This window comes from Photorhabdus khanii NC19, from assembly GCF_000517265.1.
GTDB lineage: Bacteria > Pseudomonadota > Gammaproteobacteria > Enterobacterales > Enterobacteriaceae > Photorhabdus > Photorhabdus khanii.
This window is the reverse complement of the sequence record NZ_AYSJ01000015.1, coordinates 23,781-39,164: the sequence shown is the minus strand read 5'-3', so window position 1 is coordinate 39,164 and position 15,384 is coordinate 23,781. Positions and strand designations below refer to the sequence as shown.

Genomic DNA, 15,384 nt, shown 5'->3' with positions numbered 1-15,384 from the left:
ATGGCGCAATTCAGATAATCGCGCCACTTTTGTGCCATCAATATGGCGCGATAAGAACTTCACTCTTTCTTACGGCAGCTTTCCTTATTTGTAGGAGGCGACTTCATCGATATTTACATCCAACAGGATTTCAATGGCACCGCTACGTAAAAAACGTTGAGTTTTAGGTGTAACACTCACTTTTTCACTCACAGGAAGAACTTCAATACCTGTGCCTAAAAATACCGGGATCATGGTTAAGAATATTTGCTGTAATTCACCAATTTCGGCAAAATACGCAGCGGTTTTACCACCTCCCACTAACCAGACATTCTTACCATTAGCCGCTTTTTTCGCCACAGCAACAATATCTCCCGCTGTTTTATCGGTTATGGTGATATTCAGCCCTTCTGGCGTTGGCAATGCCCGATGAGAAAGAACAAATGCGGGAACATTTTTGTATGGCCAATCATCCGATGAATTTGCCATTATCCATTCGTATGTTCCCGAACCCATAATCACAGCACCAATACCTTGGTAAAAATTATCATAAGGTGTTGCGTCATCTCCAAGCACAAACTCATCCAACCAATCCAGACCGTGGTTATTATTAGCAATATAACCGTCTATTGTCGCAGCGACATAATAAATTAGTTTCGGCATTATTCCTTCCTATCAAACACGATGTTAAGACACTATGCTCCTGGCTTTATGACAGTCAAAATCCTTTTAAATTTACACAAAAAGGTAACGTATATTTTCTGGGAGTTAGCCCCCAGTGTATATATATTAACATATGGATTTATTCGTACTATCTTATATCTTCTTCAACACGCCATATTGCAAAGAGAAACACCGAAACACAGCTCTTCACACCCGCAAACGTAAATCTCATCGTTTGTTCGATGCCGCCTGAACGCAGATTGAAAAATTCTCAGGATTAAAAGAAGAAGTAAAATCCTCCCATGCTATAAACTCATCGATGGATCTAAAAAATTTTACAGAAAATAATTATAACAATCTGACCATTGATAATAAAATACGTGACTTATCATGATATTTATCTAATCTTATTTCATGATTGGAATTGTCTAGAAAATGAATCTTTAGACATATAAATATTTATCTTATGGATAGATTATTTTCATGTCGATTTGGTACACACTGATATTATATAACTAGAATGTCTAGATATATCAATAAAAGAATAATATATTTAAAAAGTACATGTAAATATTCAATTATATTTACATGTACAATTAGAAATCATGGTAGGAAAAACATGCTTAGAATAAACATTACTATAATAATAACAACACATCCTATTACTGCTATAAATTCAAAAGGGAATAGCCAAATCCAAAATATACAAAGACATAAGGTTATTCCTATATGCATTACTTCCCTAAATTCACGGTAAAGAAAAACAAAGAAATTTTTAATAAAATAAAAAAAATTTTTATCATTATTCGATCTGTTTGTTGAGCTCATAAATTATCCTCTCGTCCATTTCGGTAGATAAATCACCGGAGCAATACATTTAAATTAAGTTTCCTAAGTATGGTTCAATAAAATAATACATCATATCTAAATTATCTTTTCTTAATTTATAATATAATTTAGGACATTTTCTTCTTAGTCTTTTTGAAGCAGAGCTAACTTTATCAACTAATCCATAAATTGAAAAAGCTGATAACGGCCAAGCAACAAATTTTTTTACTGCTTCTTTTTTTGTTATATCTTTGATTATTTTCTGAGCTATATAATATGATATCGCATATACAATAGCTTTAGTTTTTGCATACTTCCCAATAAAACTTACAATAGGTTTTTGTACTGCTCTTGCATAATTTTCTACTTTCTGTTTCCTTATTTATGTTGAGGAATCAATAAGGTCATCAATAATAACCTCTACTGCAAATTCAATATATTCTGGCTTTGATATAATGCTTATTAATAAATTAAATATTCTGCGGTCTTCTTCTTTTACTTCCCGGCCATATTGATTATAAACTGCTTTTTCGAATTCTGCATAGGAATCACCTAAGATATCACGAGGTAAGAACCAATGGGCTGTCCTTTTAACTGCTCGTTTAGCACCTAAATAAACACTTTCCCCAATATCACTGATTGTACCTGCCAATCCACTATTAGCTACATCTAACGGATCTATGAGTTCTCCGTTTTTGTTCCTGTATATCCATCCATCATCCCATCCTTCACTCCATTCGTTTCTATTCATTTTTATAGCCTTATATGATATTAAATGCTCAATATCATAGTTTATTATTCACTCATTTAAAATATAAATTTTCTTAAAATCATCGTAATTTGACCACTTTTTAAAGTAGAAATTCAGCTCTATTAGTTTCGCACTTTTAGTTAAAACTGAATAGTGATATACCCGCTTAACTTGAAGATGCAGGATTCAGAACCTGGAAGTTGTCATTAATACGGCACGACCGGTTCCCGGCAAGCTCCGATAATACTTCCGTAAAAAAGTGATGTATTGCTTGCCTGAACAAGGTCGTCGAGGCGAAGTAATGGTTATTTCTGACCTTTTCGTTCATCACCTTCCATAGCCTTTCTATCGGGTTCAGATTCGGGCTTGTAGGGCGGTAAATAATGAAAGTCTATATTCATCACATAAGCCCAGTCTTTCACCAGCTCACTTCGATAGTAACTGGCTCCGTCAAGGATAATATGAACCTTCTGACTGATCGGATAGGTTTCACGGATAGCAATGAAGAGCAGCAAGTTTATTAAATAAACTAGCCTATCTCGTTTAATGTGAAATAACCGAGATAGGCCCTACTGATATCATTGAATGAATCATTAAGCTAGAGTTCAAGGCAATATGAATACATTCAGGGAAAGCATAATTCACAGCAATAATTTACGTGTTTTTTCTAATTATTTTTATAGATTTTACTATTATATTTATTTTACCCTTCGGTGTAATTAATTTAATTTATGAAAAATATTCCAAACTAAAATAATTCAAAAAAAACAATAAGTTTTCAGAGGAAAATAATTTAATTCTGTCACACTAAAAAACAATACCTATCTTAAATTCCCGATCGCCTATTGAGCACTTTTATAATTTAACCCTGCTAATGATAAATAAAATCCCATCTGAACAACATATCTCCGAAAATTATTTATTGGTAACGGAGAGTAATTACCTGTAACATACCAAAAATGATAATGATTTGCATTTACATTGTGAAATGGCATGAAAATGATCGTTAATGCTTTAGACACTCAAAAGATCCAGTGGATGTACGTCCACAATCATGATTGGCTATTCCGTTGGCTTAAGCATCGTCTTAACTGCGATGAAACCGCCGCAGACCTGGCTCAGGATACTTTTGTCAAATTACTTCGCTCGCCCCTGCCACAGCAGTTAAATGAACCTCGTGCCTATATCGTCACTATCGCTAAGGGGCTGATGATTAACTGGTATCGCCGTCGATCACTTGAACAGTCTTATCTGGAGCTGCTCGCCAGCCTGCCCGAGCAGCTTATTCCTGCTCCAGAGCAGAGGCTTATTATTCTCGAAACGCTTCAAGAAATTGATATGATGCTCAGTCAACTCCCCACGCCGGTACAGACTGCCTTTTTGCTTTCCCAGATAGAGGGAATGAAATATGAAGATATTGCAAATCACATGAATATTTCGCTATCTACGGTCAAACGCTATATGAAACAAGGCTTTTATCAGTGCCTGATCGCTATGACATAGAGAGATTGATCCATGGCTTCCACCAATACATCTCATTCATCAAGTACAACCTCTGAAACGATACTTGCAGAAGCCGCAGAATGGCTGACCATTCTGAATGACAGTCATGTCAGCGAAGCTGACCGGAACGCCTGTGCCGCCTGGTGTGCACAAAGCCCAGAACATGCTCAAGCCTGGGAGCGGGCACAATGCCTGTTAGCACGGTTACATCATCTGCCACCTCATATCGCATCACCCTTGTTGAACAATAAACGCCCCCTTGCCCGCCGGGAAGCTATCAGAAAACTCACTCTTATGTTGTTAATTCCGACTGGAGCATCGTTCTTCTGGCAATCCGATCAATTTAAGCTTCTGATTGGCGATTATCACACCGCTACAGGACAAATACAGCACTGGTCATTACCAGACAGCAGTCAGCTAACGTTAAACACACAAAGTTCAGCGGATGTTCATTACGACGATACCCAGCGGCTTGTTCATTTAAAATTGGGGGAAATGTATATTGAAACCCATAAAGACAGCCACCAGCCGGTACGCCCATTTAAAGTACGAACTAAACAAGGCACCATTGTGGCGTTGGGAACAAAATTCAGTGTCCGCCAGCAAGCCTCCCACACTCAGGTGGAAATAGCAGAAGGGGCAGTTCGTATTATTCCAGATAATGGTTCACCACAAATATTGTATGCCGGAAAAGCAACATATTTCACTCCGTTTGCCGTTGCTCCACCACATCTCAGATCAGCAACATCACTAAGTTGGTTACAAGGTATGATAGTGGCTGATAACTTACCGCTGGCAACGGTGATTGCAGAACTGAATCGCTATCGCTCCGGCGCGATCCGCTGTGATGATGCAGTAGCAAATCTGCGGGTTTCTGGTGCCTTTCCTATACGGGATACGGATCTGGCGCTGCATATGCTATTACAAACCTATCCGCTCTCAATGCACAGCCTGACTCGCTATTGGATTACCCTCTACCCACCCAATGAATAAAAATAATTATTTTTACTGACACTTTTTTCAATCTCATACGGCATAGAGACAAAAGAAGCTTAAAAAGCATGGAGAAATTGCCTATGCCACATCATGTTAACTGCCAGGGATCACAACCACGCTGGCAAAAAAAGTCCTTAACCACATTGTTATTTCCATTGATTCTGCTGTCGGCACAGCCCATTTATGCCGCCACACAAACCGCGACCGTTTATTCCGTTAATATTCCGTCGGGGGCATTGGGAAATTCTTTGTCCCGTTTTGCTGCTCAAACAGGTACGGCGTTCTCCTTTGATCCGAATTTAACCAATGGACTGACAGCACCTTCATTAAATGGCAGCTTTACCGCCCATGAAGGTTTGGTACAACTACTCACAGGCAGCCATTTACGACTTTCCCAACGCGCCGATGGCAGCTATACGTTAGTAAAAATAGCAAAAAATACGACCAGCAAAGGTGCAATAACACTGAGTCCCCTTGCGGTAACAGGCAGTCGCGGGTACTCAGGTAATGAGCCATTGCGTTTCGATAGCACCACCATCAAAGGTAAAGATATCGAAAAATTTGGTGTGATCCATCCTGTTGATATATTTAAAACAACCCCAGGCGTATTGTCTGGTGAAGCACGCAGTTCAGGCAGCCTGGATGTGAATATACGGGGTCTGCAAGGGCAAGGCCGGGTCTTAACCACCGTTGATGGCGCATCTAACCAGACTGCCCTGTATCGTGGTTATCAAGGTGTCTCCAACCGTTCCTTTATTGATCCCGATTTCATTGGCCGGGTAGATATCAGCAAAGGCCCGACAGGAAAAGGTGGTATCGGGGCCATTGGCGGTGTCGTGGAGATAAAAACCATCGAAGCCAGCGATATCCTGCTTGATGGACAAAAAATCGGACTTCGTTTGAAGGGAAGTCTATTGAACAACCATTCTAATCCTGACGATTATCAACGTAATGACTGGCCATCCCCATCAAAAAACGCTTTCTTTGATGCCAGGAATCGAACCGGGAGTATTGTTTTCGCAGTGGCTGAACCTTCCTATGAATTGCTGTTTGGTGCTTCTCAGCGCAAGCGTGGCAATTACCATTCGGGTAAACACGGGCCAGGGGCCAAAGAACGTGGGATGCCGGGTTACCTGTGTCAAAGCGATCCACAGGATTGCCTCATTCCACAATTCAGTGAACAGATGGCAGGTTATTCGCTATATGCAATGGGAGATGCCGTACCTAACACTTCTGAAGATAGCCAATCGTTACTGGGTAAAGGCAAAATTCGTTTTGGTGATGGTCATGAAATCTCCGCTATCGTTAGTCATTATCAAAATCTCTACGGAGAATCTTATGTTGCAGATATGGCAAACCTGAGCCAAACATTCATGATCTTAGATCAGGGTCCACTGACACGGCTCAACATGAACAGGCACAGCCTCAATTATAAATGGGAGCCGTCATCAAATCCCTGGATTAATTTGGACATAGGCGTGTGGCAAACACGGGTTAACGATCGCCCCCGAACCTCAAATAATACCCTCGGTGATAAGAAATTCATGCGCACAGTAGGGATGAATCTGAGTAACACCTCATTATTTGAGCTTTCAATGCAAGATATTGAGTTGAATTACGGGGCCAGCTTTATTCGTGAACGCACAGGCCCAAGCGAAGGAAAATGGGAGTATGCCGTTAATCGGGAAGGAGAGCGTAAGGAAGGCCATCTTTTCCTAAACGGCAGCTATATGCTTACTGGACGCCTTACCTTAATGGGTGGATGGGATTACAAATCCTATCAAGTCGAAGATTATAGTCCAGTACCTTCTCTTCGTCGGAAACTGGCCTCAGGAAAAGTAAACAACAAGCAGGATCACGCTCATGGTTACTGGGCAGGCGCTAAATTTGAACTGAATAATGAAACTGCGCTACACGCCAAATATACCTATGCGCCACGCTTTCCATCAATGGTTGAAGGTATTCGTGGCTACATGATGAGTGTTGACGATTATATAAAACCTGAAATTTCAAAAAATATAGAATTCGGGCTGACATCACGTTTCCCGGGTGTGATTGCTGACAATGACAGTTTCGATATCAAAATATCCTACTTCGATAATCGGGTGAAAGACTATATCAACCGGTCATGGATGGATGATTACTGGAGTATGCATATCAGCAATATTAAAGCCGCGAAATTCGCAGGATTAGAATTAGCAAGTGTTTACCACAGTGATCATTTTGATGCGCGTTTATCTATGAATTACTATACGAAAGTCAGATTCTGTACTGAAAATGAAGGTTGTGTCGCTCGCAGCCTCCCTTCGGATTATGCCACTAACCATATTCCGCCTAAATATGCTGTATCACTCGATCTGACACGAAAATTTCTAGATGACAAAATGTCCCTCAATGCAAGAGTCTCACATTATGGTCAACGATCTGTACCCGCAGCAAAACCGGGGCAAGGTTCCGCTCCCCTGCTGGCCCCCATTATTTGGCGACCCGCAACGGTGGCAGATATCTCTCTGACCGCCCGAATGAATAAACATGTCGAGTTTGAGTTTGGTGTGGATAATATCTTCGACAAATATTATATCCAGCCTCTCAGCCTGGGTTATATTCCATCGCCGGGAAGGACATTCCGTGCCGGGCTCACAACTTACTTTTAAATCAATTAGTTAAAATAAAGGCATATCACTGAGCTGATATGCCTTTTTCTGACAGAACCCTATTTATCCCCGTGAACACAGGGAACACTTTTCGATTCTATCCTTAATACATAAAAGATAAGGTCCATTCCCGAAAATACGGAAAACACACACAAATGGCTTATTTATAAATATCTTAATAGAATAAAAGTTTTACTAAATTTTTAAAGGACTACATAGCAATAAATTTGAAAATCAAAACCAAATTTACAAATTAAATCCAAATTCTACCTATATAAGATTATAGAACGCACAAGTAATTAGTTTATTTAAGTTATTATTATCAAGCCATTAATAAATATAATTTCAAATGAATATACCAAATAATTTCGTTTTGCCATTAACCATTCCCGCTTAATTTTAATATGTATCAAAATTTTTTTATCAATATAGGAAAACCATTCTTCCCTGATTGGATAAATTTCCCCTCCTCATTAGCCGTTTCCTGTATCTGACAACTCTTATTTCGAATAAAAACAGAATAACCATGATATATACCCTATAGATTTCAAGATGCATCGCGACGGCAAGGGAGCGAATCCCCGGGAGCATAGTGAACTATGTGACCGGGGTGAGCGAGTGCAACCAACAAAGAGGCAACTTGAAAGATAACGGGTATAAATATATTATTAATAGAAATGCAGGGTGACTTTCAAATAAGAAATAGTTTATGTGTAATTAATCATTCTTAGATGATCGTATGCAAAAATACATATTAACACATAGGGTTTTATAAAATAGAATCACGTTTATTGGACACTTAATAAATTAAAAATTAGCTTCAAATAAAGTATTAATCATTTCTCTTCTTAATAAAAAACAATATGCATAAATGAGAATATCAATCTACAAAATTAAATATCTCGTTCATTAAATTACTATCAAGTTAACCTGAAAAATTACTTTTTTAATAAGGCATACATATGAAAATAGACTCTGTAGATACATTAAATTTAGATAATGCCCAAAATTATGTCACTGCATTATCCGGAATTGTCTCAGTGACAGGCAACGCCTATGGTCGGCTCGAGGTTTTCGGGATAGGTACTGACAACGCAGTGTGGCGTAATCGGCAAACAGTACCAAACACCGACTCTTCCTGGTCCGGCTGGAGCTCGCTTGGTGGAGGAGTCACCAGTAAGCCCGCTGTTTACCTCAATGTGGACGGTCGATTGGAAGTATTCGTACGTGGCACAGATAATGCGCTATGGCATAACTCGCAAACCGCCCCCAATGCGGGTTGGTCAGGCTGGCAGTCACTGGGTGGTGGGATCACCAGCAACCCGGCAGTATATGTCAACTCCGATGGCCGGCTTGAAGTCTTTGTGCGCGGCGGTGATAACGCTCTCTGGCACATCTCACAAACCGTACCCCATTCCAGTTCGTGGTCGAGCTGGCACTCTCTGGGTGGTACGATCACCAGCAACCCAGCGGTACATATCAACTCCGATGGCCGGCTTGAAGTCTTTGCACGCGGTGCCGATAACGCTCTCTGGCACATCTCACAAACCGTACCCCATGCCGGTCCGTGGTCGAGCTGGCACTCTCTGGGTGGCGGGATCACTAGTGATCCAGTGGTAGTCGGCAACTCTGATGGTCGGCTCGAGGTTTTTGTGCGCGGCGGCGATAATGCTCTCTGGCACATCCGGCAAACCATTCCCCATGCCGGCCCATGGTCAGCCTGGCAATCACTGGGGGGCCGGATCACCAGCAACCCAGCAGTATATGCCAACGCCGACGGCCGGCTTGAAGTCTTTGCACGCGGTGGCGATAACGCGCTCTGGCATATCTGGCAGACAACAGCGCACACTGGCCCGTGGTCTAACTGGGCCTCATTGAATGGCGTAATTACCAGCGCCCCAGTCGTGGCGAAAAACGCTGACGGCCGGCTTGAAGTCTTTGCGCGCGGCGGTGATAACGCGCTCTGGCACATTTGGCAAACCACATCATCGTGGTCTGCTTGGGCAACCCTCGGCGGTACCTTGATCGACGCTTCAGCGATCAAATAATCTGGAAAAAGCCAGCTTCGCATAAGATAAGCGTCACCTTCTGGCCCGGTGCACAAGGAAAACATTTACTGAGTCGCATCGGGCCAGTGGTACTTAAAATAGATTCTTGGTTGATATGTCTGATAAGCTTCTCTCACAGAGTAACCGCTTGGTTGTCAGTTTTTTTAATAAAATTAAAAGGTAGATTCACATAATAATTACGACAAAAATATATTTTCAAACATAAGAAAAATGAAATTTTAAACCGGTAAAAACAATTGGCGGATTCGACTAATAAGTGCAATTTTTGAGAAAGGCGGCCACTTGCTATAGTGGGCACCTTTCCCGCCCCATGAAATTGCTCAAGGGCCTAAACTCACCTGACTTAAACAGAAAGATATCAGATTTCCAGTTTAAAAAAAGCGGGTTTTTCACAGCGTTTCATTGCTGAGTCACTTAAGCGAAGCCCGTCGACCATCAGCAGAGAATTGAAGANAAATCANGAAGTTCAGACATACTGCCCTGACAGGCTCATTTGAAGGTATTGGCTCGTCGGCATTTTGCTAAGAATGCCGTGAAAATAACGCCAGAAGTAAAAAAATGGATAAAACGGTTAATTTGGAAAGACTTAAATCCTGAACTGGTGGCTGATTATTTAAAGCAACATAAAGGGATATCTTTGCATCATGAGACAATTTATAGACTGATTTATAAAGATAAAATATAGGGGGGTGATTTATGGCACCATGGGCTAATTGCCAGAAAACCAAATCGAAAACGTTATGATTGCTATGAAAGAAGAGGCAAAATTTAAAATCGGGTCAGCATTGATGAACGCCCGGAAATTGTTGATAAAAAAGAACGTATTGGCGACTGGGAAGGAGATACGATAATAGGGAAAGGAAAAAAAAGTGTCTTATTAACATTGGTTGACCGCAAGACGCTGTATACAATTATCGTTAAACTTGATAGCAAGCGAGCTTCAGAAGTCGCGAAAGCGGCAGTGAAAGTATTATTTCCGTTAAAACAAAAGGTTAAGACCATCACGTTCGATAACGGTCTGGAGTTCGCAGATCATGAAATCATCAGTGAAAAATTAGAAACCCAAATTTACTTTGCTCACCCTTATTCGCCTTGGGAAAGAGGGATCAATGAGAATATCAATGGGTTAATCAGACAATACTTTCCAAAGGGAACCGATTTTAATGAAATCTCTGATCAGGAAATAAATTTTGTGGTAAACCGATTAAATAATCGCCTCCGGAAAACACGTGGGTGGGAAAAACACCGAATGAATTATTTACCGGAATACGAANNTNNCATAATCATCCACGTGGTCGCGACTAAAGTGTTTATCAACCCACGATTTTATCCATTTTTAATCACCGGGTATATTTGTGTTTTACATTTTATCAACATTAATCATACCCGTTTTTTATCTTTGAGCATGTTGTTTCCAGGGTAATTGGGAACAGTTATTTTAAGTCACCCTCATTTCTTTTATCTTCATAAATCAACCAATAAATAGCTTGATGGTATAAAGATGCCACTTTATATTTTTCTAATAATCAATACCTTTTTCAGAGCTTAAATCCTGCGAGTTTAACCGTTTCATCAATTTTATGGTTTTTTCAAAGAATAATGGTAGAAAAGTACCTTTCTTATCAGTCTATTTGGATAATATGGTTTTTTTTGTTGATTGTTTAACTCTCTGTTTTCTTCTTTTTTCTTAGGATTAAACTTAATTAACGGTCTTTTGAAAAATGGCACTTTTCATGTGAATCCACCATTCATTTATAATTTATTATTTTTTAATTACTGTATGTAAAATATATATAAACGCATGGAATTTTATAATGTAATATCACATTTGCCAGGCACCTTAAAGATCAGAGATCAGTATCAAATAAAATATTTACCATTTTTTTCTTAATAAAAAACACAAGCAAGGATATTAATATAAAAATTAAATATATTGCTTATTACATGACTATTTATTGAGTCTAAAAAAACCATTCCCAAAGAGAATATATATATGAAAAAAGAATCTATTAATACATCAATTCCAGATAATACCGAGTCATATGTTACAGACGAAATAAAAATATCCAACGAAAGTTCCTGGATGGCATTATCCGAAATTATCTCAGTAGCAGGCAACGCCGATGGCAGGCTCGAGGTTTTCGGTGTGGGCACCGACAATACGGTGTTGCACAATTGGCAAACGGCACCAAACACCGGCTCTTCCTGGTCAGGTTGGAACTCGCTTAATGGCAGAGTGACCAGCAAACCCGCCGTTTACATTAATTCAGACGGCAGACCGGAAGTATTCGTACGTGGCACAGATAATACGCTATGGCACAACAGGCAAATCGCGCCCAATTACGGTTGGTCAGGCTGGCAGTCTTTGGGTGGTGCGATCACCAGCAACCCGGTGATATATGCCCACTCCGATGGCCGGCTTGAGGTCTTTGCACGCGGCTCTGATAATGCTCTCTGGCACATCTGGCAAACAGCCCCCCATTCCGGTCCATGGTCTGGTTGGCAATCACTAAATGGCGTGCTCACCAGTGATCCAGCGGTACATGTCAACGTCGATGGTCGGCTTGAAGTCTTTGCGCGCAGCAACGATTACGCTCTCTGGTACATCAGGCAAACGGCTTCTCATACCTATCCCTGGACAAACTGGCAGTCACTGAGTGGCGTGATAACCAGCAACCCGGTGGTGATTAGCAACGCTGATGGTCGGCTTGAGGTCTTTGCGCGCGGCTCTGATAACGCGCTCTGGCACATCTGGCAGGTCGCTCCCAATTCAGGTTGGACAAACTGGCGGTCACTGTCTGGTGAAATAACCAGCAATCCAGCGGTATATATCAACGCCGATGGCCGGCTTGAAGTCTTTGCTCGTGGTGCCGATAACACACTCCAGTACATCTGGCAGACGGTAGCATCTGGTTCATGGTCTGACTGGGCCTCATTGAATGGCGTAATTACCAGCGCCCCAGTGGTGGCGAAAAACGCTGACGGCCAGCTTGAAGTCTTTGCACGCGGCGGTGATAACGCGCTCTGGCACATCTGGCAAACCACATCATCGTGGTCTGCTTGGTCATCCCTCGGCGGTACCTTAATCGACACTTCAGCGATCAAATAATCTGGAAAAAGCCAGCTTCGCATAAGATAAGCGTCACCTTCTGGCCCGATGCATTTTAAGGAAAACATCCACTGCACTGCATCGGGCCAGTGGCATATAACGAGGATGGCAGCTACGCGCTTGAGCCAAATCTAAGGCGATGGGAAAAAGGTTTTGAGTTGCCAAAATAAATCCTTTTTCTATCATTCTTCTCATTTTTTACCTTTAATTTTATAGCGCCATCGCAAAATATTGCCCATTATTTCTATTCAGATTCTTACAATTTACTCAAGCCAATTTGCAAATTAATTCCATATTTTACCTGTCAGTTTATATACCCTTCATCTTTCAAGTTGCTGCTTTGTTGGCTGCTTTCACTCACCCCAGTCACCGAGTTATCTATGCTCCTGGGGATTCGTTCACTTACCGCCGCGCTGCGGCTCGAAATCTATTAGGTATAGAACGCAAAAGTAATTAGTTTATTCAAGTTATTATAATAAGAATATTAACAAACATTATTTCAAACAAACCCACCAAATAACCCAACCTCATCTCAAAAAATTTAATCTTAATAGTAAATTTCTTATAAAAATCATAATAATTTGAAATAAAACATCAAAAAATGATTAAATATTTAGACAAATAACTTTTTATTTCAAACAAAACAACTACGATACAAATACATTCATAATAGAAACTAAAGGTAATTTTAAAATAAAAAATAATTTACATTTAATTAATAACGATTAAATTATTGCATGTAAAAATATATATCAACATAAGGAGATTTATAGTATATAATTATATTTGCTTAAATCTTTACCGTCCAGAAGCCAGCACCAATTAAAATATTAATTATTTATTCAATTAATAACATAATAAAGGAGTGGAGGAGTAAAAAATAGTAATCTAAAAATTAAATATCTTACTTATTAAATTACTATTTGGTGAACCTGAAAAGTTATTTCTAAAGAGGATATGTAATATGAAACAAGAATCTATCAAAACATTAAATCCAAATAATATCGAGTCATATGTTGCAGGTGAGGTAGAAATCGAGAACTCTGCGATAGCGTTATCTGGAATTGTCTCAGTAGCAAACAATGCCGATAATCGACTTGAGGTTTTCGGTGTAAGCACTGATAGCGCAGTGTGGCACAATTGGCAAACAATACCGCTCCCAAACTCCTCTTGGCCCGGCTGGAGCAAATTTAACGGTGTAGTAACCAGCAAACCCGCCGTTCATCGTAATTCAGACGGTCGATTGGAAGTATTCGTGCGTGGTACGGATAATGCACTCTGGCATAACTGGCAGACCGCCGCTGATACCAATACCTGGTCAAGCTGGCAGCCGCTGTATGGAGGTATCACCAGCAACCCTGAGGTATGTATCAACTCTGACGGCCGACTTGAGGTCTTTGCACGCGGCACAGATAACGCGCTATGGCACATCTGGCAAACCGCGGCCCATACCAATTCGTGGTCAAGCTGGAAATCTCTGGGTGGCACACTCACGAGTAACCCGGCTGCACATATCAATGCCGACGGCCGGCTTGAGGTCTTTGCACGTGGTGCCGATAATGCCCTTTGGCACATTTGGCAAACAGCCGCTCACACTGATCAATGGTCAAGTTGGCAGTCACTAAAAGGTATAATCACTAGCGACCCAGTAATCATCGACAACTGCGATGATCGGCTCGAAGTCTTTGCACGCGGTGCCGATAACACACTCCGGCACATTTCACAGATCGGTTCTGATTCCGTTTCGTGGTCAAACTGGCAGTGTTTGGATGGTGTGATCACTAGCGCCCCAGCGGTGGTGAAGAATATCTCTGGTCGGCTTGAGGTCTTTGCTCGCGGCGCTGATAACACGCTCTGGCGCACCTGGCAAACTTCCCATAACGGCCCATGGTCTAACTGGAGCTCATTTACAGGCATTATCGCCAGTGCCCCAACGGTAGCGAAGAATTCAGACGGCCGGATTGAGGTCTTTGTGCTTGGCCTTGATAAGGCACTCTGGCACCTCTGGCAAACAACCTCATCAGCCACATCATCGTGGACCACCTGGGCTCTCCTCGGCGGCATCACCTTGATCGATGCCTCAGTGATCAAGTAATCTGGAAGGAGCCAGCTTCGCACTAGACGATCGTGAGCTGCTGGCCCGGTGCAAAAGGAAAACATCTACTTGCGCTTCACCGGGCCAGATAGGGGGATAATAGGGCTGTATTAATCCAGCCACTCAGTCAACGCTTTTTCTAGTTTATCCAACGCCTGAATATGTTTACCTTTTGACATAAGATCAAGATTGTGTAATTAGAAAGCAAAAACCAGTCAACATCGGGAAATTCTTTAAACCACTTCGGCAACGCAGCTTTATCTTTCACGCAGAGCCATATCCTTTGCTGCTTTAACTGTAGATAATGAGAACGGCCTTGGTACACCAGACTGGTGAGCCCCGCTAAATGAACCGGGATAGAAAGCTGGTTTTGCAAGCACTGTACAGCATCACTCCACTCTGGCTTACGCCCTGCTCGTACATACACGCCGGCCCGCAGTTTTTGCAGCCAATTGCTATTCATATACTTATTCGCTAAAGAGGGACTGATGCTGTGCTTTGTTAGCCAGGATTGCAACACTAAGGAGCCCGGCGTAGTGTTTTGCAAAAGCCAGTTTAATTTTGATGACATAGATTCACCCTTGGTGTAACAATATAATAAATAGTAAACCATTGGGTGGTTAAAGTGTCAATTTTTTGAGCAATCATTTCATCGATCATTCGTTTTTACCTATTCCTAAGTCGCAAAGGCCAAAATAAATCCTTTTTCTGTCCTTATTTCCGCTCTATTCAAATCC

Annotated in this window: 9 protein-coding genes and 3 pseudogenes; 7 read left to right on the top strand and 5 right to left on the bottom strand. The window is 41.1% G+C overall.

The annotated features are described in order from the left end of the window. Positions 1 to 84: 84 nt before the first annotated feature. The 3 genes and pseudogenes from PTE_RS19055 to PTE_RS25255 all read right to left on the bottom strand — a co-directional run. Complete coding sequence (locus PTE_RS19055; protein ID WP_036849648.1) at positions 85 to 642, bottom strand: dihydrofolate reductase family protein; 558 nt, start codon at positions 640 to 642, stop codon at positions 85 to 87. A gap of 1,210 nt (positions 643 to 1,852) precedes the next feature. Further along, on the bottom strand, positions 1,853 to 2,221 hold the full coding sequence (locus PTE_RS19045) for a hypothetical protein (protein WP_036849646.1): 369 nt from the start codon (positions 2,219 to 2,221) through the stop codon (positions 1,853 to 1,855). 166 nt (positions 2,222 to 2,387) lie between these two features. Further along, positions 2,388 to 2,727: pseudogene (locus tag PTE_RS25255) on the bottom strand (transposase); the annotation flags it as partial. Between the two features lie 487 nt (positions 2,728 to 3,214). Here PTE_RS25255 and PTE_RS19035 point away from each other — a divergent pair. From PTE_RS19035 to PTE_RS19005, 6 genes and pseudogenes are all read left to right on the top strand, one after another. Next, a complete protein-coding gene (locus tag PTE_RS19035) occupies positions 3,215 to 3,724 on the top strand; it encodes a sigma-70 family RNA polymerase sigma factor (RefSeq protein WP_036849645.1) in 510 nt (169 codons plus the stop codon). A gap of 12 nt (positions 3,725 to 3,736) precedes the next feature. Then, entirely contained in the window at positions 3,737 to 4,717 is a 981-nt protein-coding gene (locus PTE_RS19030; protein WP_036849644.1) for a FecR domain-containing protein, read from the top strand. An 83-nt stretch (positions 4,718 to 4,800) separates the two neighbouring features. After that, positions 4,801 to 7,374, top strand: a complete 2,574-nt coding sequence (locus tag PTE_RS19025) for a TonB-dependent receptor (protein ID WP_036849643.1) — start codon at positions 4,801 to 4,803, stop codon at positions 7,372 to 7,374. Positions 7,375 to 8,336: 962 nt separating this feature from the next. Then, positions 8,337 to 9,422, top strand: a complete 1,086-nt coding sequence (locus tag PTE_RS19020; protein WP_036849642.1) for a PLL family lectin — start codon at positions 8,337 to 8,339, stop codon at positions 9,420 to 9,422. Between the two features lie 383 nt (positions 9,423 to 9,805). Then, positions 9,806 to 10,748 (top strand): annotated as a pseudogene (locus PTE_RS24680) (IS30 family transposase). A gap of 688 nt (positions 10,749 to 11,436) precedes the next feature. Then, positions 11,437 to 12,552, top strand: coding sequence for a PLL family lectin (locus PTE_RS19005; RefSeq protein WP_036849640.1), 1,116 nt, complete (start codon positions 11,437 to 11,439; stop codon positions 12,550 to 12,552). 33 nt (positions 12,553 to 12,585) lie between these two features. Here the strand turns inward: PTE_RS19005 and PTE_RS26880 are convergent, their stop codons facing one another. After that, complete coding sequence (locus PTE_RS26880) at positions 12,586 to 12,717, bottom strand: hypothetical protein (protein WP_274534109.1); 132 nt, start codon at positions 12,715 to 12,717, stop codon at positions 12,586 to 12,588. A gap of 799 nt (positions 12,718 to 13,516) precedes the next feature. Between PTE_RS26880 and PTE_RS19000 the strand changes: the two genes are divergently transcribed. Further along, positions 13,517 to 14,647 carry a PLL family lectin gene (locus PTE_RS19000; protein WP_036849639.1) on the top strand — a complete coding sequence of 377 codons (1,131 nt, stop codon included), beginning with the start codon at positions 13,517 to 13,519 and terminating at the stop codon, positions 14,645 to 14,647. A gap of 160 nt (positions 14,648 to 14,807) precedes the next feature. On the opposite strand, the pseudogene PTE_RS18995 reads toward PTE_RS19000, so the two are convergent. Further along, positions 14,808 to 15,218 (bottom strand): annotated as a pseudogene (locus PTE_RS18995) (AbiEi antitoxin N-terminal domain-containing protein); the annotation flags it as partial. Positions 15,219 to 15,384 lie beyond the last annotated feature (166 nt).

Excerpts from the sequence above, each read along its gene's own strand:
- PTE_RS19055 (WP_036849648.1), bottom strand. The coding sequence starts at position 642 with ATGCCGAAACTAATTTATTATGTCGCTGCGACAATAGACGGTTATATT.
- PTE_RS19045 (WP_036849646.1), bottom strand. The coding sequence starts at position 2,221 with ATGAATAGAAACGAATGGAGTGAAGGATGGGATGATGGATGGATATAC.
- PTE_RS19035 (WP_036849645.1), top strand. The coding sequence starts at position 3,215 with ATGAAAATGATCGTTAATGCTTTAGACACTCAAAAGATCCAGTGGATG.
- PTE_RS19030 (WP_036849644.1), top strand. The coding sequence starts at position 3,737 with ATGGCTTCCACCAATACATCTCATTCATCAAGTACAACCTCTGAAACG.
- PTE_RS19025 (WP_036849643.1), top strand. The coding sequence starts at position 4,801 with ATGCCACATCATGTTAACTGCCAGGGATCACAACCACGCTGGCAAAAA.
- PTE_RS19020 (WP_036849642.1), top strand. The coding sequence starts at position 8,337 with ATGAAAATAGACTCTGTAGATACATTAAATTTAGATAATGCCCAAAAT.
- PTE_RS19005 (WP_036849640.1), top strand. The coding sequence starts at position 11,437 with ATGAAAAAAGAATCTATTAATACATCAATTCCAGATAATACCGAGTCA.
- PTE_RS19000 (WP_036849639.1), top strand. The coding sequence starts at position 13,517 with ATGAAACAAGAATCTATCAAAACATTAAATCCAAATAATATCGAGTCA.